Source organism: Acidianus manzaensis, from assembly GCF_002116695.1.
In the GTDB taxonomy this organism is placed as follows: domain Archaea; phylum Thermoproteota; class Thermoprotei_A; order Sulfolobales; family Sulfolobaceae; genus Acidianus; species Acidianus manzaensis.
In genome coordinates this window covers 291126-313231 of sequence record NZ_CP020477.1, presented here as the reverse complement: position 1 = coordinate 313231, position 22106 = coordinate 291126, and the positions used below count along the sequence as shown (strand labels likewise).

Genomic DNA, 22106 nt, shown 5'->3' with positions numbered 1-22106 from the left:
GTATGTACTCATTAAATAAAGATAATCCAGATTTTTTTAATACTGAAAAATTACAGTCAGAATTTATAAGACAAGCTTCCGTATGTCATGGTTGTCGAAGATGCTTTAATTATTGTGATGCATTTCCCAAAATGTTTAAACTAACTGACGGAAAGGGACCAAAAGCCCTTTCGTTAGAGGATCTATTTGATATTTCAAAAGATTGCTTCCATTGTAATTTATGTTTTGTTAATTGTCCATATACTCCTCCTCATGAATTTAACATGGATTTTCCTCATTTAATGAGTTGGGCTTGGCTTTACTATAGATCAAAAAAAGGAATTCCTTTAAAAGAAAGATTTTACGAAATGTTGGATTACGCAGGATTAGTAAGACCGTTAGCAAAACAAATGGTTAAAACTCTTGAGAGCGATGATGCCCCAGAATTAAAAGTTTCTGAAGAAGGATTTTTATCTACAGCAAAGCCTAAGGAAGTCCAAAATCCTAAGGCTAAGGTAGTTCTATTTCATACATGTTTAGTTGAAAATTTCTATCCTGAAATCGGAAATGATCTAATTGAAGTATATAATAAGTTAGGTATAGAAGTAAAAACAGCAAAATTTAGATGCTGTGGAGCTCCAATGCTAGACGTAGGCGATGCCGTAACTTTAAAGAATAATGCAGAGTATAATTTTAATTTATTGAAAAAATTTGTAGAAGAAGGATATGATATTATATCACCAATTCCTACTTGCACTTTAATGCTAACAAAAGAGTATAAGTACATTTTAGATAAAGATCCAGTAAAAGTATACGATGCAATGGAATACTTACTAAAACTAAAAAGGGAAGGTAAAATCGACATAAAAGGAGATTTAAGTAAAAGCATATTCTATCATACTCCATGTCATTTGAAATACTTAGGAGTAGGATTACCTGGAGTACAATTAATGAGAGGAGTAAAAGGAAAGATAGAAATAGCTGATAAAGGATGTTCAGGTATTGACGGAGGTTGGGGATTAAGGAACTATTCTAAAGCAAAAAGAATAGGTTCTAAAATGATGGAAGCCTTTTCCGAATCGAAAGCTGATCTTTTAGTTACAGAGTGCCCATTAGCCGGATTACAAATAGAAAAAGCATCTGGAAGAAAACCATTACATCCAATTCAAGTAATAAAAGAGGTGATGAATAATTCAGATAACTCCAAGTGATATAATACCTTGGAATGAATATGAAAAAATAAGATATGAAGTAATAAGAAAAATAGTTGAAATTAAAAAAAGTAGAAGAATTGAACTGGGAGATAGGCTAGGTCTACTATTTGAGAATAGAGACACAGTATTACATCAAATTCAAGAAATGGTTTATCTAGATAAGTTAACTAAAATTGAAGATATTAAAGAAGAAATAGAAACTTACTATACTTGGTTGCCTTGTGATGGAAAAATCAAAGCTACATTATATGTATATGCTGAAGATGAAAAAGATCTAGAAAACGTATTTAATACATTGCCAGGAATATATAATTCCATATTTTTAAGAGTAGGAAAAAGAATAATTCAAGGAGAACCAGAAAATGGAAGAAATCAAGGACACGCTTTCTCAACAGTTCAGCCTTTGTCCTTTAATCTAGAAGGAGAGAAATCTACAGATATTGAAGTTAACGTAGTTCACGAGAACTATAAAGTAAAAGTTAAAGTACCTGAAGAATTAGCAAAGAAACTAATAGAAGAAGCATATACTGAATGCTAAACATAAAACTATGCTATTGTAAGATGTGAATAGAAACATATTGTTATTGTAATGAATTGAATAAAATTAGATATTTTGCCTTTAATACTATCAAGATAACTGATCTTTTTATCAAATTTTTGGTTCAACATACTTAGTTAATAAATAATTTATACCCTCTACAACTATAACTCCAGATAAAATTGGGTGAATTAAGTATAATGGATTAACTTTTTCTAATACACCTAGTAAAGAAGCTAAAATAGACGGAGGATGCTCTATATTAACTACAACTTCAATTATGAAAGAGATAAAAGAAGCTAAAACGCCAAACGTTAATCCATACAATCCAAAGAGACAAAAAATCACTGCAATAGCTCCAGACAACAGATAAGAAATAAGAATATTATAACTTCTATACCTTCTCCACTCAGGATCAGGATATTTTGTAGCAGCTGTAGCCAAGAAAGGTGGCAATATGAATTCTGTACGAGTATATACAGTAATTGCAACGAGTAAAGAAATTGAGATTATAAGATTAATAATTGAAATAATTTTCTTCTTTTTTGAAGGAAAATACATAAATAAAAATCAGGAATTTTTATATTAAAAACTTATATGAGAAATTTGCACCTAGATTATATAATTTATAAAACTGACTACTGTTTAAGATTTTCACTATCCTTATTTTCATATAACATCTCAATAGCACTCATATCCAATTCACCTAGACCATATTTTATAGCTAGTTCATGCAATTTTAATACTAATGAAGATATAAAATTAGTCACACCTAAATTTTCACATTCTTTATTTATAATTTTTAAATCCTTAGTCATTAGTTTTAAAGAGAATTGAGGTGAATAATCCCTTTGTTCAATTTTTATACATTTTAGTTTAGAAAGAGGCGAGCTGACAATAGAATAATTTGAAAGGAATTCGCTTATTTTATGCACATCTAAACCTGATTTAATTCCTAAGGAATAAGCTTCAGCTAATGCAGTCATATAAGCGCTAGCTATCAAATTATTAACTAATTTCATAAATAAGCCAGATCCATTTCCTCCTATATAAAGAACATTGTTAGCTGTATGCTTAAGCAAATCTATTACTTCTTCACTCTTCTCTTTTGGTCCTCCTAACATAATTGTAGCCTTTCTCTCTTCTATTCCAACTGATCCAGTTAAAGGCGCGTCATACATAATTCCCCCCATACTATCTACTCTTTTTGCTAAAGAGATCGAAGTCTCAGGGGAAATTGTAGACATATCTACTATAATTTTCCCTCTAACTTTAGGTAATATTTTTCCTATTACTTCTTCAACAGCATTATCATCTGATAACACTAAAATTATTACATCACAATATTTAGGTAAATCCTCTAAAGGAACAAAAGAAACATTAAATTCTTTAGAAAATTTTTCAGCCTTTTCTCTAGTTCTATTCCAAACTACAGTTAACATTTGATCCTTAGCAAAATTCTTAGCAATTCTATATCCCATTAAACCCAAACCAACTACTCCTACTTTCATATAGGTAATAGAGTAGGCATAAAATATTAAGCATAATGTTAAGATAAGCGCATAGCTTTTTACAGATTTTATACAAATAAAAATCTAAAAAGAGAAGAAAATTTTCCTTTATTTTAAGATTGCTCTTCCTACTGGTGGTTTTGTTCCTAGGCTTTCTGCTACTACTGTTGCTAATCCTGTGTACCATGCTGCTATTGCTGTTAGTATTCCTACGTATCCTCCGGCATGAGTTAGTGTAGTGTTGCTTGTCATTGCTCCTGCTCCTAGTAGGAAGAATGTTATCCATAGTAGTAGGAATGTTGTGAATAGTCCTATGTTTGTTTTTAGTGTTCCGAACCACATTGCTAGTGTGAATATTCCGAATGCTATTAGTGTTATTCCTACTCCTATGCTTGTTATTGGTATTATTCCTAGTGATGATATGAAGTACCATTCCCAGAATGCTCCATATGTGAAGAATGCTACTAGTCCGAATGTGTTTCCTGCTCTCCATTCTAGTATTGATGCTAGTAGTTGTGCTAATCCTCCGTAGAATGCTGCTAATCCTATTACTGTTCCTGCTCCTGAAGTTATTATTCCTGCGTTGTATAAGCTTAAAACTAGTGTTGTTAGTGCGAATCCTGATAATCCGAGGGGTGCTGCATTAGCCCTCTTCTCTTCTGTCATAGAGAATTTAGATTTATAGTTTGATTATAAGTTTTCCTATGTATAGATTAACAACAGGCTTTTAAAACGTTGTTAAAATATTATATTTAATTTAGTTCAAAATTATAATATCTACCAGTTTAGATTTTCAACAAGCATATAAATTAAAAAGTTATTACTTTAAAGCTTTAACTAAAGATCACTATAAAATTTGTATAATCTTTATACTAATTCTCGTTCATAGAAACTATTAATATAAGCAAATTTTGTGTTTTTGTTTTTATACTAATTCTTCATTTAACTAAATCAAATAGATTTAAAAAATATTCTTTCTTGATATGGTCAAATATCTTGCATTAATCACAAAAATTTTTAAATCAATTTACATAATAGTATATATTTCTTAGGTAGTAAAAGATATATAGTAAATCCTGTTAATGTCTATGTATGAATTCTGGTACTAAAGTATTGGTAAACCTCGTTAATGCATTATTTCAGCTTGACAAAGATTGGGTAAGCAGAATAACCATGGCTATGATTGTAATGAGCTTAATATGGGGAATCTTAGGAATTATAGACGCGTTAATGGTTAGAATACAAGAAGCTGCATGGGCTACATCTGCTACTTTAGTTTTTACATCGCAAGAATATTATGGGTCTATTGCATTACATGCAATGAGGGATCTATTTGGATTTGCAGTACAATTAGAGATAGCAATATTCATATTTATTTCATTTAGATTACTACACCTTCAACCAAGGGCTAAATGGTTCTTAAATATTGGATTCATACTGTTTAATATTTCATTTATGTTAATAGAAGGGCCAATAGTATTATATCCATCGTTTAACGATAATTATTTCCCAGCAAATAGCTGGTATTATCTAAATCCATATGGATTACCAGGCTACTCTCAATACGTAATTAGTCCTTTATGGTATTTTGGCTGGGAATTGATGGATATTGGTACTTACATATTTGTAATATGGTTAATTTATCATTACTACTTGGCAACTAAGGGAATGAAAGAAAAATTGCCAATATTTGCAGTATTTGCTTTAATGACTTCATTAATGATAGCATTAGGATGGAGCGGAGAAGTAGCAGCAAATACTTGGGATATTCTGGCTTATTACGGATTAGTTGGATTAGATCCAATAGCAAACCAGATAGCATTTGGAATACTATGGCATTCTATAGTGTATATCTCATGGATGCCAGCAGTTGGAGCAATGTACTATTTAATTCCTCTACTAGCTGGAAGACCACTATATAGCGATAGAGCCGGAAGAATAGCTGCTCTATTATACTTAATATTCTCAAACAACGTACCAATACATCACTTGTATATGACAGATATTCCAACAGATATAAAGATTCTTCAAGAAGTTTTAACATATGCTGTAGTTGTTCCATCAATGATGACATTCTTCAACTTATGGGCTACAGTAAAGGGAGCTAATATAAAAATGAATTTAATAGCAGCATGGATTTCTATAAGTTTTGCTGGAGCAATAGGTGCAGGTGTTACTGGAATAGCTAATGCTGATATAGCATTCGATGCGATAATTCACGATAGCATGTGGGTTCCAGGTCACTTCCATGCTATGATATTCTGGAGTATTGTACCAGCTGGATTTGCTACATTATATTACATGGTTCCAATGTTGACTGGAAGAATGTGGTATTCGACAAAATTAGGATGGATTCATATGATAGGCTACATGATAGGAACAGCTTTAGTGATAGTTGGTTTCGAATTAGAAGGTTTAGCAGGATTAATTAGGAAAGCAGAAATTTTCCCGTTGATTCCAGCATATGTAACTCCAGAGGTAATGTCTACAGTTGGTGCATTTATAGCTGATTTTGCTACATTATTATGGGCTGGTGATCTTGTTTTAACATTATTAAAAGGAAGAACTGTAAACTATGAAGGAGTTAGCGTAGATAACGTAGTAAATAGTATTGCTATGTCATTAGGAGCGCCAACACTAGCCGAAATAAAGAATGATTTAAAAATAAGTAGAATTGAGAAAACATTAAGAATAGCAAGAACTAATAAAAACTAAAATGAAATAATTTTAGATATTTTTATAAGATACCCTTATTTATTTAGCTTTTCTTATTTTTACTATGTTTAGAGATTGAGCTATACTTCCTGAAATTGGATCTGTTAGTTGGTCACTAATTAAACTATTAACGTCAAAGCCATGTCCATAGGCAAATTTTTCTCCTCTAGAGTGTCTTCCAAATCCAAAGTATGTAAATACTGTATCATCTCTTATGTCATTAGTTATTTTTACTTTGCACGTTACTTTTTCTCCAGTAGATAAAGAGATTAATTCTACTACATCGTTATCTTTTAACCCTAACTCTTTTGCTTTTTCTTCATTTATAGTAACTGGATTATCTGGAGCTATTCTAATCAGTGTAGGTATGTCAAAGGTTATACTATCCTGAGTGTGGTATAGTGTATGTCCGCTAGTTAAGTAAAATTCGTCTTTATCTCTTGGTTTTATATTCTTTTCAATATATGTAGGTATAGGATAATAACCATTATTCTTTAGTTCTTCTGAATATATCTCAATTTTTCCTGAAGAAGTATTTAATTTCTCTTTATATGGATAAACTTCATATATTTCTGATGGTATTTTTATGCATCCTTTCTTATACAGTTCTTCCTTATTTATATTGAATTGTTTTAGTATTCTGTTTTCTAGGGTTTCAAAAGTGTCATCAGATAATCCTAATCTATGCTCTAATTCTAATAGTATCCACCAAAGTGGTTTAGTATCATATAATGGATCAATAACTTTTTGATGAACGTCAATCCATCCTTCCAATGTCCATCCTACTGGTAAAGGTAATTCATCTCTTTCAAAATAAGTAGATTCTGCTAGTACTACATCTGCGTATTGTGTAACATCAGAAGGCATTACATCAATAACTACTAGGAAGTCAACTTTTTCTAAAGCTCTTCTAACTAAGTCACTATTAGGATCTCTGCCATCTAGATTTGTTCCTACTACCATTAAAGCTTTTATTGGATATGAATTCCCCGTGAGTATGCTTCTATAAACTTCTTGGAATGCTGCGTAAGTTAATGGATATCTTATTTTATCAATCCTTTTTGCTTTTACGTTAGAATAATCATATAATTTAATTTTTGGCTTTTTAGAGAAAATTAATCCACCTTGCTTGTCTAAATTTCCTATCATTGCGTCTATGATAAATGCTGACATCCAGGTATAGCTAGAATCTGTTGAAAATGACGTGTGCCATCCATCGTCTATTACTGCTGATGGTCTGTTTTCCCATAGATTTTCTGCAATATACTTAACATCATCGTAATTAGCTCCAGTTATATCTTTTAATCTAGGATATACTTTTTCTCCTTCTTTCATTAGCAATCTAAATGCTGTAGAAACTCTTCTACCATTTTCTTCTCCTTCATATAGTAAGTCAGAGGAATATTTTCCAGAAGATGCTAAATTATCCTCGTAAATTAGTAAACCTGCATTACTATATTTGCTCAGAAAATCTTCGTCGTATAATTTATTATTTATCATATAATAAATTACAGAAAGTAAGAATGCCGTATCGCTTCCAGGTTTTATTGGTATCCATCTATCAGCATATCTTTGTGCAATAGCAGATTTTCTTGGATCTATGACAGCAATTTTCATGCCTTTCTTTCTACCTTCATCAATTCTTCTAACTATATCAGGTACTATTCCTTCTAAAGGATTTCTTCCTATAAATACTACAAATTTGGAATTTGGATAATCAGGGTCTATACTTCTAGGTCCCTCTGCTCCTAAAACTAATTCAGCAGCTACTGTTCTGGGTCCATGGCAAACTGATTCATGACCTATTAAATTCGGAGTTCCATAAAGCGCAGAAAATCTTTCTAGCATTTCTTTTCCATAATCGTGAAATGTAATGGCTAGATATTCAGGATGGCCTTGATCTCTTAGTTCTTTAAGATAATTTACTACTTTATTTAATGCACTATCCCAACTAGTTGGAACTAATTTGTCTCCTTGCCTTATTAAAGGCGATTTTAATCTATCTGGGTGATTTAGTAAATATGGTCCTGCTGCACCTCTTCCGCATATGCCTGGCTGTGGATGATTCCTATTTGCTGAAACTCTTACAGTTTTTCCTTCTACTGTTCCAATAACTCCGCACATGTTTTTGCACATATAACATCGTAAGAATGAGGATTTGGTAGTTAATGCTTGAGGTAATGTAGCCATTTTTTATCACTGTTATAATTAATTTATTAATAATATAAATAGATTTTTAGTTGCTTATAACTGTAAGTCATTTCATACAAATATTCATTCTAACTATTTTTATTTTTAATTTCAAATCTATACTTATCTAATTAATTTTTAGTAAAAAGTATTAATATTAATGTTTAGTACCTTAGTTCTATCATTATGTCATACTTATTGAAATATATGGAATACTTTAATTTTAAAAGCGAACATAAACCTTTTAAGCAACTTAATTTCTTTATAAAATTTATGCAAAGTGGAAATCCTTCTGGTAATCCTGCCGATAAAAATCAAAACATAGTCTCTAAATTAACTGCAAGAATTGATAGATTGCCTACTATGGTATTACCTTTATCAGTAATCCTAGCTTTAGCCTTTGGGTATTTCATAGCATTATATGACGTAATAGATATTGGAATAGCTTTCTCAGCTACTTCACTGAAATATACTGGATTAACTAGCGGAGAAGCATCTTTTGTAGTATCTCTAGGATTATTTGGCTATATACCTGGAGCTATAATATTAGGATACTTAGGAGATAGAATAGGAAGAAAACCAATGTTAATGATTACAGCGTTTTTAACAGCAATAGGAAGTTTAGGTAATGCTCTTTCTTATGGATTTTTGGAGTTTGCTGTATTTAGATTTCTAACTGGAATGGGAATAGGTGGAGATTAATCTTAGTCCCAACTTATCTAGTTGAAATGGTTCCAGCAAAGAATAGAGCAAAATACTTTAACCTAGTATATATAGCAGGATGGGCAGGACTAGGTTTAGGTCCATTCATGGCATCTTATATTGATGTATTGAATCCAGTGATAGGCTGGAGGATAATTTTTGGTATAGGTGCTACTTTGGCATTTATAGTTTTAGCAATTAGAGGACATGCGACAGAAACAGTAAGAATGTTAGCATTAAAAGGCAAAGTAGCAGAAGCAGAAAAAGTTGTAGAAGATATGGAGAAAAAAGCAATGGAGAAAACTGGATTAACTTCTTTACCAGAACCTAAAGTGTATAATTTTCAAACTAAGAAAGTAGATCCATTCTATGTATTTAAAAATCCAAAATATAGATTAAGAGTAATAGTAATTATGTTAGCAATATTCTTTTTCTACTTTGGAGAATATCCATATTTAACAGAATTTTTACTGTGGACCAGTAGCGTAAGCTCATTAAGCTCTATAGCAAACACTGTTACGCTTTACTACGGAGATGCTGGAGTAGCAACATTCTTAGGAGCTATAGCATTAAGATACATCGTAGAGAAGATAAGAAGAGGAATATTAACTACTATAGCCTATGGCGTTGGAATGCTTCTAGGAGTGACGATTGCAATTATAGGTGCAGTTTCAACTAATTTACCTTTAATGTTAGGAGGATTTCTATTAACTAATTTCATAGGAGTAGGTTGGAGTAATCAAATGGATTATATAAATGGTACAGAAAATGTTCCTACATATGCTAGAGCTACAGCCTTCGCTTTTATGGACGGTGTTGCGCATTTAGGAGCAGCAATATCGACAGCTATAATTCTTTCATTAATTTCTACTTATGGCGCTATTCCAATTTGGATAGGATTCCAAATACCAATGGTAATAATGGGTATTGTGCTAATATTCATATTACCTAATACAATTAACAGAAGCTTAGAAGAAATAAACGAAGCTGAAGCTGGAATCTGAGAAAAAACTAATCAAGATAAAAATATTTTTGTTACATATATTATACAAAAGGATAAATAATTTCTTTCTCGTTCTTATGCTCCTTTATTCCTCTTTCTTCTTGAATGATAGTATTTACTAAGTGATCAAGCACTGGTTCTCTTACTTTTTTGCCGTTAAAGAATCCTCCATTAAAAGGAACAAGATATACGATGTTGAAATCAATCAAAACTGAATTTACTTTGTTTATTACACTTATTATATCCTTAGGTATAGGAGAAATCTGATTAACTATTAAAATTTTATCTCCATCCTCAAATAAGCTAAACTTATGCGTTATATCTAGGCTCATAAGATTACATACAAAAATCTTTAATGAATCTCTAGGAAATCTAAAATTTAAATCATATACATAGAAGTCGTAATATTCGTTTTCCTTTTTTTCTTAATCAGAATTTATTAGCTTTACTTTATAATAATTCTCTTTTAGTCTATTAGTTATATATTCAGCTATTGTAGTTTTCCCTACTCCTCCCTTATATCCTATTACACTTATCTTCAATCCAACCAACCTAGGACTTTATAGCAATCTTTTGGAAATCCACCAGCTCTCATATTAAATTTAATTAAAACTGAAAATAATTCATCCTCAGTTACAGGAATATAAGCTGAGCCCAAAGGCCTACAGAATAATTCTCTGACATCAGAAATTATTTTATTATTATTCTCATTTCTTTTTATATTGATTACTGATAAATCGCTTAACCATCTGTTAGGTCTTATTAGTAATTTTTCTCCATCATATTTTCCTCCTATTAATTCTCCTATTCCTTCATTTTCTTTAATTTTACGAAAGATTACTACTTTATTTTTCCTTAATATATTTCCTATTATTCCTGTTCTAGGATCAGGTATTGGAAAATCTTTTCCTATTATATATTTATTATCAGATAAGAATATGTTAGAACCTATATTCCAAGTAGTTTCTTTATTGAGTTCAGTTATATTTACGTTTAAATAAATATTATCATTCATAAGTTTTTCTTCTTTACTTTCTGGTAGATCATTAATAGAAGTAACTACTCCCAGCTCTCTCAAAGATCCGGCTAATTCTAAAGTTTCCATTAAAAAATCATCTAAAGTATAAAGATGTATTTTATCTAAAAGTGCAAGTTTATTAAGATTTCTCATATAATCATGAGAATCAACTAAAAGGGAAATTTCATTATCTCTGATAGGCAAATCAGACAACTGTGAAAGTTTATATAGCATTGTATTTTTTCTTACTACTCTACATATTAAGGTTTTCTAGTTATAAAAAAATTTTATTCTTTATAAATTGTAAAGTAATTACAGATAATGTAACAGGAAAAAATATATTATACTGTCAGATTTTTAATAATATTACCCATGAATTCATCCATCTTTTTTATAACATCAACGTTTTTTATTTGATATTCTTCTGTGAAATCACTAGGTAATTTATATTCCAGAAAACATTTATTATTTTTCTCAAATACTGCAATTCTTAAAGGCAAGTCATAGCATATCTCTATTTTTTCTTGCATTAGTAAAGTCCCTACTTTAGGATTTCCGAAAAATATAACTTTTGCTTTATTCATTTCTAAACCCACTTTTTCTGCATTTTCCCTATGGTCTATTTCACAGAATATTTGAGCATTTAATGATTTTATTGCGTTTATTAAATTTGATACACATTGATCAAAATTATACTTGCATTCCCTTATCATAATAACTAAAGAGAATAACAACATAATAAATTATCCTAAAAATTCAGTACTAATAGTCCATATGCAAACTTTTAATAAATTATCAATATAGATTTTTTACTTTATCAAAATTACCTTAAAATAGTCTAGAAAGTCCATTGTGCAGTTATTAGGTATTAGTTTTACATGTATATTTTCTCTATATAGAGATCTATATGAGTTGAGTTTATGAAAAACTAACTTTTAAATACTTTATACTCCTCTAATGATACTATGAGAAATTCCTATAAAAAATCCTTTTATCTACTAGCTAACAGAAAGTCTTGCTGATTCAAATGAATATCTACAATCTTTCTCGTAATAATGGAGGAACCTACGAGCGTCTTGATCCTCAGATGAGATTTGTGTAACTTCGGACGGTAAGGGATAATGTAGCTTTCAGACTAATAGTGAATAGATACATTAAAAATATTAAAATAATTTTATCGAAATAAATATATCATATCTCTACAAATTATAGAAAGCAATGTACATGTTAATATATTTTTGTTAGGTGTGTTCTTATATATTTTTATATTAAGTTTATTAATGTTTACGAATAGTGATATTTGGTTATGATTGATAATCCTTATAGAATCACAGTTTTAGGAATAAAAGGAGGAGTAGGCAAGTCAACTATAAGTTTGATGATTGGCAAAGAATTAGCTTCTAGAGGTAAGAAAGTTCTAATAGTTGATAGAGATATAATTGGTTTTTCTTCTTCTGTCTTTAATATATCTTCTGCTGGATTATTAACCAAAGTAGTTTCTGGAGAAAATAATTTTGAAAACTGTATTAAGAAAATTTATATAAATGAGGGGTTATTGGCAAATTTAAAATTGTTTGGAGATGGAGAGAGGACTTACGAAGATCTTGACTATATACATAAGCATCAAGATTTAAAGGAAAAATTTTCTTCTTTATACAAAGAGTTCATATCTAAGGATGAATACGAATATTTCATAATCGATAATCCACCTAATATACTTCTTAATTCCGAAATTGCTAAACATGAAGTGGAAAATTTTTATTCGATTTATACTAATGCAAAAAGTTTAAGGATGTATGTATCCAATTTCTCTGAAAATGTGATAAATACTACAGTTAAATACATGAATGATGTAGAAAATAACTCAACTGTGCCTGGTTATCCGTTCTCATTTATAATAAATATGGTGCCTAGTTTAGAAGACAGTATTAATAAAGCTAGAGAAAAACTTGATAAAATAGTTAAAACGAGTCTAGTTAGATTTGGATTAATAATACCCCTCTATCCTTCACTTAATACTCAAAATTATGGTGTTACAGATTTACCGGAAATAAATGAGATAAAGAACTTAGTTGAACTTTTGTTACAAGAAAATCAGCAAAATAAAAAAGAGATTATTTCCTCAGATCCAATTAATGAATTAGCTAAGGTAGTAAATTCTAATACAGTTATATTAGTTAGAGGATTACCGTCTTCCGGAAAACTGCGTTTTGCAAAGAATGTTTTAGAATATATTCAGCAAAGAAATGAGATTTCTGTTGCTCTGATAACTACTAATGATAAAATTCTTTCTGAGATTAATGATAAAACTTTACCTAAAATTAAATTCACTAATATTACAGTTTTACCTAAGTATAGAGAAGAAAGATTTATGAGTAAAAACATTGCTGATGTACTGAAATTAGCTAAGAGATTATCAACTGATATTCTATCTCAATTAAATAATGATGAAAAGATTATAATATTATATAGAACAAACGATGTAACTCCAGCATCTAATTGTTGTGATATGACTTCACAAAAGTATGAGTTTTGGAATACCCTTATTTCTTCCTTAAAGTATAAGAGTCAAGCTTCAATTGTTCTTATATGCGATGATATAAAAGACGAATGCGAGGAAATTGAACCTCACGTAAATTATCTAGTAAAGATTAGCGAGGATGGGTTATATAAAATAAAAGAAATTATATGATGATAATAATGAAATTATCTAACTTATTATTATTTGTTCTTCCTGTTATAATTTCTGTTATATTTACTTACTTTACCTACGTAAATCTGCTAACTGTTTGGATAGCTTTTGGAGTATGGCTTTCCATGGTAGTAGGGTTTTTTATCTTTATTAATTACTATTCAGTATCAAAGAGGTCCAAAAAATACTATATGCCTCTTGCAGGAAAAATTCAAAATTATAGAATAGCTTCTTTTGTTACTTCTTTTAATGAAGATCCTAAAATTGTAGAAAGTACCTTAATTTCAGTAAAAAATGTTACTCAGAAATATGGTAAAGTATTCTTACTAGACGATTCTACAAATGAGGAAATAAGAAAAGAATTAGAGAACTTTTGCAAGAAAAATGATATTATTTATTTTCATAGAGAAAACAGAAAAGGTTTTAAAGCCGGTGCAATTAATGAAGCTTTGAAGAAAATTGAGGATTCATTTGATCTAGTAGCTATATTTGACGCGGATCAAAGACCATTAGAAGGATTCTTTGAACAAGTAATTCCTTATTTTTCCGATCCTAAAGTAGCATTAGTGCAGATACCTCAAAATTATACAGAAACGTATACCAAAATAGCTCAAGGAGCTAAATACCAACAAGAGCCATTCCTTAGAATTATAATGAGAGGTAGATCTGGTTATTCAGCTTTTTCTTTAGGTTCTGGTTCAGTATTCAGAATATCAGCACTTAAGGATGTAGGTTATTTTGCAGAATATAGTATAACAGAAGATGCTGCTACGTCAATAAAACTTAATGAAAAAGGATATAAAACAGTATATGCTGATGTTGGTCTCATTTGGTATGGTGAGCCTCCAGAAGACTTGTCTGCTTATCTAACTCAACAGTCAAGATGGTCCTTTGGATATTTTCAATTGCTTGGAGAAATGTTGAAAAGTAATCTTAGCTTTTCTCAATTTTTTGATTATTTTTCTGGATTTCTATACTGGGTTAAAGAAGGTCCTATAACTATTTTAGAATTCATATCTCCTATTATATTTCTTTCGTTAAGGATTCCAATAGTTAAAATAAATCCCATTCTTTATGTATTGTTATATATTCCTTATCTAATTATAACTATTGTCTTGTTTTCTTTCTCTGTAAAAGAGAAAGGAGAATACGGTTTGAAAGGATTTTATTATCACCAAGTGGTAGAATATTTGGAGTTTTATGCTATAACACTCTCTTTTATATCGTGGATATTTAGAAGAAAGATTCCATTTAAAGTAACTCCTAAAGGTGTAGTATCTAGAAATTTCAAACTTATAATACCACATTTAATTTTTATAATATTATTAAGTTTAAGTGATATCCTCGGAATAATATGGTACTTAACTTCTACGTCTATAATACTAAAGGCAGCTATCATAGTAAATATATTTTGGTCAACGTACCAAATTCCATTCTTGCTAGGAGGTATATTAGCTAGCAGGACTTATAACATAGAGAAACCAAAATATACAGAAATAGTTAGCAAATAATTAACTTAAATTGTGGTTAAGGGGCGGAAGTCAGTGAGATGAATAGCCCCTTATAGAAAGTTTTTAAGAAAATTATTATTTGTTTAGCCCTGCTTGGCTGTAAGAGCTAGCTGATGAGTGTTGGGACTGCCTGATTGCCTGTGGAGGGAAAACCTCTACTGTATATCACCTAGTGAGGTGGTGTACAGCAAGTTTCCTCAAAGAAGCAGGAAATCCTCATCGCGAGATGCTTCGTCATTAAGGGCTGAGTAGTTTACTTACTAGCAGAAGCTAATTCTTCTCCTTTTTCATCAAATATCAAGACAGTAAAATTGGCCTTCCAATTTACGTTAAGTCTTTCTAAAATTCTGTTTGCAATTATTTTCATAACTTCTTTCTTTTCTTCAAAAGATAAATAAGATAAAGCTTCAGATACGGTTTTAGAACGAGAAATTTTCTCTAGTTTTTCTCTTGATATACCAGCTAAAACAGAAGCAAAAGTAATAGTTTCAATCCTAGCATCTCCGTAAGAGTGATGAGTATTGAAAATTCCTGCAGCAACTTTAGTCATTTTTCCTGGAAGTCCTACTAATACAATTTTTTGGAATCCTTCTTTTATGGCAGAATTTATAGAATCTCCAACTCTATCTCCTATTTTTACTGTTTCATATCCTAACTTTTTAGCTATTTCAAAGCTAGTATTTCCAAATGCTAAAGCTACTTGATCAGTCTTATTCTTTAAATAGCATAATTCAGCTACAATATGAGCTATAAAATCCTCATCACTTACTGGCATTTCTATACCAGTAGTTCCTAAGATTGATATGCCTCCTTGAATTCCAATTAATGGGTTCATTGTATGCTTAGAAATTTCTTCTCCATTAGGAACTTTTACTCTGACTATTATTCCTTTTTCTGTTACTTCTTTTACTGCATTAATTATCATTTCTGTTGCAGTAGGACTTATAGCATAACCATTAGTTTCTCTTAATCCTGGTCTAGTTATTCTTCCTACTCCATTATCACCGAAAACTTGAATATCGGATTGGCTTCTTTGAACGCATGAAATTATTTCTAAGTTATTTAAAACGTCTGGATTGTCTCCAGAAAATTTGGTTACTTTAGCGCAAGCCTCTTCCTTATTTTCCTCTTCAATTTTATTAACATCATCTATTGGTATTTCTATTCTTAATCCTATTGGAGTAGGAATAACTACTCTATCAACTTTTCTGTTCTGTAATAACATAATTGTAGCAGCCTTAGCTCCAGCTGCAGCAGTAGCTCCAGTAGTTATTCCAAACCTCTTTAAAGTCTCAATAACACTCATAGTTAAAAATCAGAATTCATACTTATTAGAATATCCTCTCGGTGTTATCATTTTTCCATTACATACAAATGTCCTAGAGTTTCCTACTATGATTGTAGTAATCATGTCTATTTCGTTAACATATTTTTCCCAATCTTTCAAATTTGTTATAATATCTTTTTCGTTTTCTCTATATGCTTTCTTTACTATTCCAACTGGAGTATCTTCTTTTCTATTTTCTCTAATTATTTTCATTGTTTCAAGTAATAAAGGCTTATTTATAGGATTATATAGTACTATTACAAAATCTCCTAAAGTAGCCATTTTAGCTTTATGTAAAATCTCTTCCCTAGGAATTAGCAAATCACTTAAACTTAGAACTACGTAATCTAGGGAAAGCGGAGAACCTAATCTAGCAGCAGCTGCATTAGCTGCGGTAACTCCAGGCACAATTTCTACGTCTAGATTTATACCTTTTCTGCAAATATATTCTAAAGTTAATCCAGCCATTCCATAAACTTGAGGATCTCCACTTGATACTAAACTAACTACATTTCCTTCTAATGCTTTCTCTACTGATACTTTAGTTCTGAATATTTCTTCTTTCATTTTTGCTGTTATAACTTCTTTCCCTTCAGTAAGATCTTTTATTAATTCAGCGTAAGTTGTATATGCTACAATAACATTACTTTTCTTAATGCTTTCAATTGCTTCTAAAGTTCTTATTCTTGGATTTCCTGGACCTACTCCAACTATGTATAGTTTTCCTCCTTCTTTTTTCTCCTCGTTATTCATTGTTTAGCCTCCCTAATTACTTCGTTCATAACTGAAACTGCAATATTACTTCCACCTAAATTTCCTTTAACTACGAAGGAAGGATACTGTTTTCTCTTTATTAATTCCTCCTTTAACTCTTTCGCATTAGTAAAACCTGGAGGTGTAGCAATAACAAAAGGCACTTCTGCTTCTTCTTTTAGTAATCCTAAGATTGCTGTTGGTGAATTGCCTATAACTATTCCGTAAGATCCTTCTTTTAATCCTAAAGATATTGATGCTTCAGCCCTAGTTATTCCAAGTTTTTTAGATAATTCTTTTGTTCTTTCATCGTCAATTAAAGTTCTTACTTTCCACCTAATTCCTACTGAGACCATTTTTATGTCAGCTAATATTTCTATTCCTCCTCTTAATGCTTCAATTGCTGAATCTAGAAAATTATCAGAAATGTATATATGATTTATTATGTCAGGATTTCCAGTAGCGTAAACTGATCTAGCGTATAATTCTAAGTATCTCTTATTTTCTACTTTATCTTTTATCATTTCTTTGATAATGTTCATTGTTCTGTCTTCTATCTCGTAAGGATCTTCTACAGCATCTACATGAATTTCATTAAATGCCCTAGAAATTCTAGATAATAAAGCGATTTTTACTAAGTTAGAATCTGCTAATGGCCTAGTAAAGTAAACTTCTATATCTTTTCCTTTCCAATTTGTTTTCTTCCATGTATAAAATTCCATTTCTAAACCTAAAGACCCCATTATATCTTTTGCTATATGATTTCCTCTGCCCAGAAAAGCTAAAGAGAACACTATTTTTTTGACTCCTTTACTAGTTAATTCGTCTAATACGTTTCTCCAATTAGGTTCAGTAAATTCATTATGAGAAAGAATAACTTCTCTCAATAGTTTATCCTCTAAAAACTCAGCTACGTTTTGCATATCTTCAACGAAAGTTCCTCTTCTAGATCCATGAGTTATGATAACTATTGCTTCATTCATTTTTATCACCACAAGAAACATATACAATAGTTAAATCAGAAAATTTCTCATTGCTGTTGGATAATTCTTTAACTTTGTATTCTTTTATTATTTGGTCTGGATAAGTTAATTTTTGCATGACTGTAATTTTACCTTCTCCACATCCATTCTTCTCTAACTCTTTAGCTAATGATACAACTCCATCAGGATAAGGAGAAGGAATTATGAGTAAATCTCTACCACAATTCAAATATTTTTTAATATCTTCAGTAGGTCCTCTAACGTGATATGTAATGAAAATTACTTTAGATAAGTCAATTCCTAAGTAAGCTAAAGAAGCTAAGACAGAGCTTATGCCTGGAATAAAAGAAATTTTTACATTATACTTTCTAGATAAATCCCTTAATTTACTCATAAGTTCAAAATCAGAGACTGAAGGATCTCCATGATCTAGAAAAGCCACTTCCTTGTTTTTAGCTTTTTCAAATACTATTTCTAGAAGATTTTTTTCTTCCTTATAATTTAAAGGAATTACCTCTTTTTTCTTCTCATTATCAAAATTAAATCTCTCAATTACACTCTTCCAACCAGTAATTACTTCAGCCTTATTAATTATTTTCAACGCTTTTTCACTTATTAATTCTGGATCTCCAGGTCCTACACCTATTACGTAAATCATTCTAATCACCTTCATAAGAAGCTATTGCCACAGTTACTTCTCCCTCATAAGGGATTTTTCTCATTAAGAGCGTGCTATCCTTCCCTCCTGCAATCAAAGCAGAAATTTCTGCTACACCTTTAATTCCTATTTCCTTTAATTTCTCAGACTGAGGAGAGAGGCAAGGATCATAAAACGAATTCAATTCATCTATACTTACAAGTTTAAATGGCTTACCTAATTCTTTAGAAACTTCACTTACTCTCTCTTTTACTGAAGAAATTACTTTAACTCTATCTAAATTTGAATTTAGTTTATGTAAAGCAAAATAAATAGCTTCCTTTACTTTTTCTTTGCTAGCTTCCTTTTTAAGACCAATACCTATGGAAAGTTGAATGGGTTTAAGTAATAGATCAATTTTCTTAATTCCTTTTAATTTTTCGTTTTCTGCATTATCTATAAGAACAATAGATTCGCAGTCTTCATCTAAATTATTTGAATAGTTTCCATTTAAATTTGGAAGTTTATCTATTCCTAAAATGCATACTTTACCTCCTTTTACCAGCGTAGAATCTACTTTGACTACACCATCAACGTTTTCTATTTTGTAAAGCATTTTCTTAGCAAAGTATTCTATGGGAGTAACGCCTTTCAATTCACTTGCGGTAGTAATAATCAACTGAGAGTTAAGCACTTCTGAGATTTCTTTTGCTATGTCATTGGCTCCCCAATGGGCTCCTAAAATTGGAATTACATAATTTAAAGAATCATCTATAGCTATAACTGGGGGATCCAAATTTTTCTTATTTACATATTTACAAATTGTTCTAACTACTCCTCCTAAAGCCATTACAAAGATTACTCCATCATAACAATTCCAAACGTTATCAAAATCAACTTGATTAAAAGGAAATAGTGAGGAAGGAACTCCATTTTCCCTCAATATCCTATAAATTTTTTCTGCTGAATCTCTGTTCGAAGCATATATTATTGCGATGCCTCTCCAAACATTTTCTAACATTTGGATATCTTATCCAGCTTGGTTTTTATACTTTTCTTTTTAAGATCCTTTCCACTTCTTCTATATTATTAGTTTAAAAATGTAAAGAAAAGAAAAAATTTATAACATACAAAAACAAGTTAGTTAAGATGAAAGAAGTTAAAATTCCAGATTCTCTATATGAGTATTTAGAAAAAATTAATGATGATGTAACTAATACAATAATTAAACTTGTTATACGAAATATAGATAATCAAAAAGAAAAAAACAATTTAGTCTTGTCAATATCTGATGAATATCTAAAGTTAGGGGATGATCTAAAGCAAAGAGGAGATCTAATTAACGCAGGAGAATATTATTGGAAAGCCTTATCATTGATTATGCAAGCAGTAGCAGAAATAATGGATCTGGAAATAGTTACTTATCAAGACTATTTTTCTCTAATTGATTTTTTATCATATAAAACAAATGATAAGGAATTAATAATAAATTTTTCGAATGCTGAAAAGCTTCATGGAGAATTTCATCCAAGACCCCAAGAAGAAAATTCCTTTGAAATAAGAGAAAAGAATTTAAAGAGTTTAATACAAAAACTAAGACCATATCTGATAAATAATCATTCTAATTAGAAAATTTTCCTTTCAATTTTTCTTATAAGTTAAAAGCATAAAATAAAACAAAACCTTAAAACTGATAATTGTAAGATAATAATCATGAACAGCTCTAGGAGGCTAACTCTTTTTAAAGCACTAATGATGATAGGATTTCAGAAAATAGGCCCTAGGACATTACAGAAAGGAGACATTAAAGTATCTATTAATTTTAGTTACGAAGTAAACTGGGAATTAGAGACAACTGATACTAAAGAAGTATACTCAAATCAGAAAAGCTTAGTTAAACGATTATACGAGTTAAGAGCAATAAGCAATGAAGATTTAGATTATTTAGCTACATTAGGTTTAGATTTCAGAGAAGATATAGAAGAATCAACAAAATTTTCTCACGTAGCTATTTCATTCATTAATCAAATAGTTCTTCCACAGTTGCAAAAAATATTAAGAGAAAATGGAATGAGATGTCCAGTTTGCAATAGAAGAATGATGTCTACGAGTCATTTTTATAATCATTTGAATTATTTCCATAAAGAATATTTGGAAGAATTAACGTCACAAATGATTGGAAAAACACCATAAGGCTTAAAAATTTTCGTTACAACAATATATTGATAATAAAAAATATCATGCCTTTGATTAAAAAGAGGTGAAAAAATGAAAAATGAAATTATGGATTTGGAAAAATTAGTTTATATGTCAAATTTAGGAGATATAAATGCAAGAGCTAAATTACAAAATTATATGATAGAACAACTTATTACATTAAAGAAGAAAAATATAGAAAAAATAAAACAAAATTACTTAAGTACAGTAATAAATAATATAGAACTATTTCTAGTAGAAAATAAATATCAATGTCCATTATGTAACTTTAAATCTTGTAATATAATAGACTTTTACTATCATCTTTTAAATCATAAAGATAGAAAACATTCAGACTTATTATATAAAATCCTGTATTGTTAATTATTTATAAAATCAAAATCAGTACTTTCCAGCAAAATTCCCTTAGGAACCTTAGCGAAGAAATACCTTAAGAAATCTAAAGCAGAATAATTGAGCGAAATTATTACTCCTCCCTTACTCTCGGAAATTAAAGATATACTTTTACTCCCATGATCTACATATACAATAAAATTATATGATAGGATAATGTCAATCAAGTTTTGAACAGTATAATCACCTACGACTAGATTACCGTAATTTTCCTCAAAATAAGCTAGGCCAATCTTATCAATATCATAAACAATCATAGGCCTAGCAAAAATAATCTTAACTCCATTTAGATCATCAAGACTTTTAACCTCCTTAATCTTCTTTCCATCAAAATAAAACTTCTTATCTTTAGTTATAAATAAAAACTTGGTGACCATAAATTATAATATTAATTCGACCAAATTTAAGCTTTTCTTAGAAAAAGAAATGAATATATCATTATCAAACAATATATAATTCCATATATAACTTATATAAACTATATAGTCTATATAGAAAAACTTGACTGATAACAAAATAAAGATTCCAGTATTAGATTATATAAGACTTCTAACAAAGCTGTAAATACTATACAAAATCTCTATCTAAAGTAGTATACAATTACTAAAAATATATTGAACATGCTAAAAGTTTCCATACAACATTATAAAAATATATAATTATTCAACATTTTTACAACATCAAAATTGGACATAAAACCATTAACAAGAAAAAAGTTAAATA

The 22106-nt window shown here is 29.9% G+C and carries 23 protein-coding genes; 10 read left to right on the top strand and 13 right to left on the bottom strand.

Annotation, left to right across the window (positions count from 1 at the left end; translation table 11 throughout):
* Positions 1-2 precede the first annotated feature (2 nt).
* Both B6F84_RS01265 and B6F84_RS01260 read left to right on the top strand, forming a co-directional pair.
* Entirely contained in the window at positions 3-1190 is a 1188-nt protein-coding gene (locus B6F84_RS01265; protein ID WP_148690538.1) for a heterodisulfide reductase-related iron-sulfur binding cluster, read from the top strand.
* A complete protein-coding gene (locus tag B6F84_RS01260) occupies positions 1168-1731 on the top strand; it encodes a DUF3501 family protein (protein WP_148690537.1) in 564 nt (187 codons plus the stop codon). The genes B6F84_RS01265 and B6F84_RS01260 overlap by 23 nt, the downstream gene beginning before the upstream one ends.
* Before the next feature lie 111 nt (positions 1732-1842).
* Here the strand turns inward: B6F84_RS01260 and B6F84_RS01255 are convergent, their stop codons facing one another.
* The 3 genes from B6F84_RS01255 to B6F84_RS01245 form a co-directional block, all read right to left on the bottom strand.
* Positions 1843-2292, bottom strand: a complete 450-nt coding sequence (locus B6F84_RS01255) for an HPP family protein (protein ID WP_148690536.1) — start codon at positions 2290-2292, stop codon at positions 1843-1845.
* A 77-nt stretch (positions 2293-2369) separates the two neighbouring features.
* Positions 2370-3251 carry an NAD(P)-dependent oxidoreductase gene (locus B6F84_RS01250; protein WP_257788613.1) on the bottom strand — a complete coding sequence of 294 codons (882 nt, stop codon included), beginning with the start codon at positions 3249-3251 and terminating at the stop codon, positions 2370-2372.
* 99 nt (positions 3252-3350) lie between these two features.
* Complete coding sequence (locus tag B6F84_RS01245; protein ID WP_148690534.1) at positions 3351-3908, bottom strand: acetate uptake transporter; 558 nt, start codon at positions 3906-3908, stop codon at positions 3351-3353.
* A 426-nt stretch (positions 3909-4334) separates the two neighbouring features.
* On the opposite strand from B6F84_RS01245, the gene B6F84_RS01240 reads away from it, so the two are divergent.
* Positions 4335-5957 (top strand): cbb3-type cytochrome c oxidase subunit I, encoded by a 1623-nt coding sequence (locus B6F84_RS01240; protein WP_148690533.1) that lies wholly within the window; start codon positions 4335-4337, stop codon positions 5955-5957.
* 39 nt (positions 5958-5996) lie between these two features.
* On the opposite strand, the gene B6F84_RS01235 is transcribed toward B6F84_RS01240, so the two are convergent.
* Positions 5997-8147 (bottom strand): molybdopterin-containing oxidoreductase family protein, encoded by a 2151-nt coding sequence (locus B6F84_RS01235; protein ID WP_187152726.1) that lies wholly within the window; start codon positions 8145-8147, stop codon positions 5997-5999.
* A 273-nt stretch (positions 8148-8420) separates the two neighbouring features.
* Here B6F84_RS01235 and B6F84_RS14165 point away from each other — a divergent pair, with 273 nt between their 5' ends.
* The gene (locus tag B6F84_RS14165; protein ID WP_250638083.1) at positions 8421-8849 is read left to right on the top strand and encodes an MFS transporter; all 429 of its coding nucleotides are present in this window, start codon (positions 8421-8423) and stop codon (positions 8847-8849) included.
* A 26-nt stretch (positions 8850-8875) separates the two neighbouring features.
* Entirely contained in the window at positions 8876-9853 is a 978-nt protein-coding gene (locus B6F84_RS01230) for an MFS transporter (protein ID WP_250638082.1), read from the top strand.
* 40 nt (positions 9854-9893) lie between these two features.
* Here the strand turns inward: B6F84_RS01230 and B6F84_RS01225 are convergent, their stop codons facing one another.
* The 3 genes from B6F84_RS01225 to B6F84_RS01210 form a co-directional block, all read right to left on the bottom strand.
* On the bottom strand, positions 9894-10184 hold the full coding sequence (locus B6F84_RS01225; protein ID WP_148690532.1) for a hypothetical protein: 291 nt from the start codon (positions 10182-10184) through the stop codon (positions 9894-9896).
* A 206-nt stretch (positions 10185-10390) separates the two neighbouring features.
* Positions 10391-11104, bottom strand: coding sequence for a hypothetical protein (locus B6F84_RS01215; protein WP_148690530.1), 714 nt, complete (start codon positions 11102-11104; stop codon positions 10391-10393).
* Between the two features lie 107 nt (positions 11105-11211).
* The gene (locus B6F84_RS01210) at positions 11212-11583 is read right to left on the bottom strand and encodes a DUF302 domain-containing protein (protein ID WP_236749003.1); all 372 of its coding nucleotides are present in this window, start codon (positions 11581-11583) and stop codon (positions 11212-11214) included.
* 593 nt (positions 11584-12176) lie between these two features.
* On the opposite strand from B6F84_RS01210, the gene B6F84_RS01205 reads away from it, so the two are divergent.
* Together B6F84_RS01205 and B6F84_RS01200 are read left to right on the top strand one after the other, a co-directional pair.
* Positions 12177-13562, top strand: coding sequence for a tyrosine-protein kinase family protein (locus B6F84_RS01205; RefSeq protein WP_148690528.1), 1386 nt, complete (start codon positions 12177-12179; stop codon positions 13560-13562).
* 8 nt (positions 13563-13570) lie between these two features.
* On the top strand, positions 13571-15073 hold the full coding sequence (locus B6F84_RS01200) for a glycosyltransferase family 2 protein (RefSeq protein WP_236749002.1): 1503 nt from the start codon (positions 13571-13573) through the stop codon (positions 15071-15073).
* Positions 15074-15326: 253 nt separating this feature from the next.
* On the opposite strand, the gene cbiD is transcribed toward B6F84_RS01200, so the two are convergent.
* Genes cbiD through cbiG form a run of 5 tightly spaced genes read right to left on the bottom strand, consistent with a single transcriptional unit; the run spans position 15327 to position 19794 of the window.
* On the bottom strand, positions 15327-16379 hold the full coding sequence (gene cbiD / locus B6F84_RS01195; RefSeq protein WP_148690527.1) for a cobalt-precorrin-5B (C(1))-methyltransferase CbiD: 1053 nt from the start codon (positions 16377-16379) through the stop codon (positions 15327-15329).
* A gap of 9 nt (positions 16380-16388) precedes the next feature.
* Complete coding sequence (locus tag B6F84_RS01190) at positions 16389-17153, bottom strand: precorrin-3B C(17)-methyltransferase (protein WP_148690526.1); 765 nt, start codon at positions 17151-17153, stop codon at positions 16389-16391.
* Positions 17150-18136: a precorrin-8X methylmutase gene (locus tag B6F84_RS01185; RefSeq protein WP_236749001.1), complete on the bottom strand. Its 987-nt coding sequence runs from the start codon at positions 18134-18136 to the stop codon at positions 17150-17152. The genes B6F84_RS01190 and B6F84_RS01185 overlap by 4 nt, the downstream gene beginning before the upstream one ends.
* The gene (locus B6F84_RS01180; RefSeq protein WP_148690525.1) at positions 18129-18794 is read right to left on the bottom strand and encodes a cobalt-precorrin-7 (C(5))-methyltransferase; all 666 of its coding nucleotides are present in this window, start codon (positions 18792-18794) and stop codon (positions 18129-18131) included. The genes B6F84_RS01185 and B6F84_RS01180 overlap by 8 nt, the downstream gene beginning before the upstream one ends.
* A 1-nt stretch (position 18795) precedes the next feature.
* Positions 18796-19794: a cobalt-precorrin 5A hydrolase gene (gene cbiG / locus B6F84_RS01175; RefSeq protein WP_148690524.1), complete on the bottom strand. Its 999-nt coding sequence runs from the start codon at positions 19792-19794 to the stop codon at positions 18796-18798.
* Positions 19795-19922: 128 nt separating this feature from the next.
* On the opposite strand from cbiG, the gene B6F84_RS01170 reads away from it, so the two are divergent.
* From B6F84_RS01170 to B6F84_RS01160, 3 genes are all read left to right on the top strand, one after another.
* Complete coding sequence (locus B6F84_RS01170; protein ID WP_148690523.1) at positions 19923-20402, top strand: PaREP1 family protein; 480 nt, start codon at positions 19923-19925, stop codon at positions 20400-20402.
* A gap of 84 nt (positions 20403-20486) precedes the next feature.
* Positions 20487-20966, top strand: a complete 480-nt coding sequence (locus tag B6F84_RS01165; RefSeq protein ID WP_148690522.1) for a hypothetical protein — start codon at positions 20487-20489, stop codon at positions 20964-20966.
* 75 nt (positions 20967-21041) lie between these two features.
* Positions 21042-21353, top strand: coding sequence for a hypothetical protein (locus B6F84_RS01160; protein ID WP_148690521.1), 312 nt, complete (start codon positions 21042-21044; stop codon positions 21351-21353).
* Here the strand turns inward: B6F84_RS01160 and B6F84_RS01155 are convergent.
* Positions 21350-21760: a hypothetical protein gene (locus B6F84_RS01155; RefSeq protein WP_148690520.1), complete on the bottom strand. Its 411-nt coding sequence runs from the start codon at positions 21758-21760 to the stop codon at positions 21350-21352. The genes B6F84_RS01160 and B6F84_RS01155 overlap by 4 nt on opposite strands.
* Positions 21761-22106 lie beyond the last annotated feature (346 nt).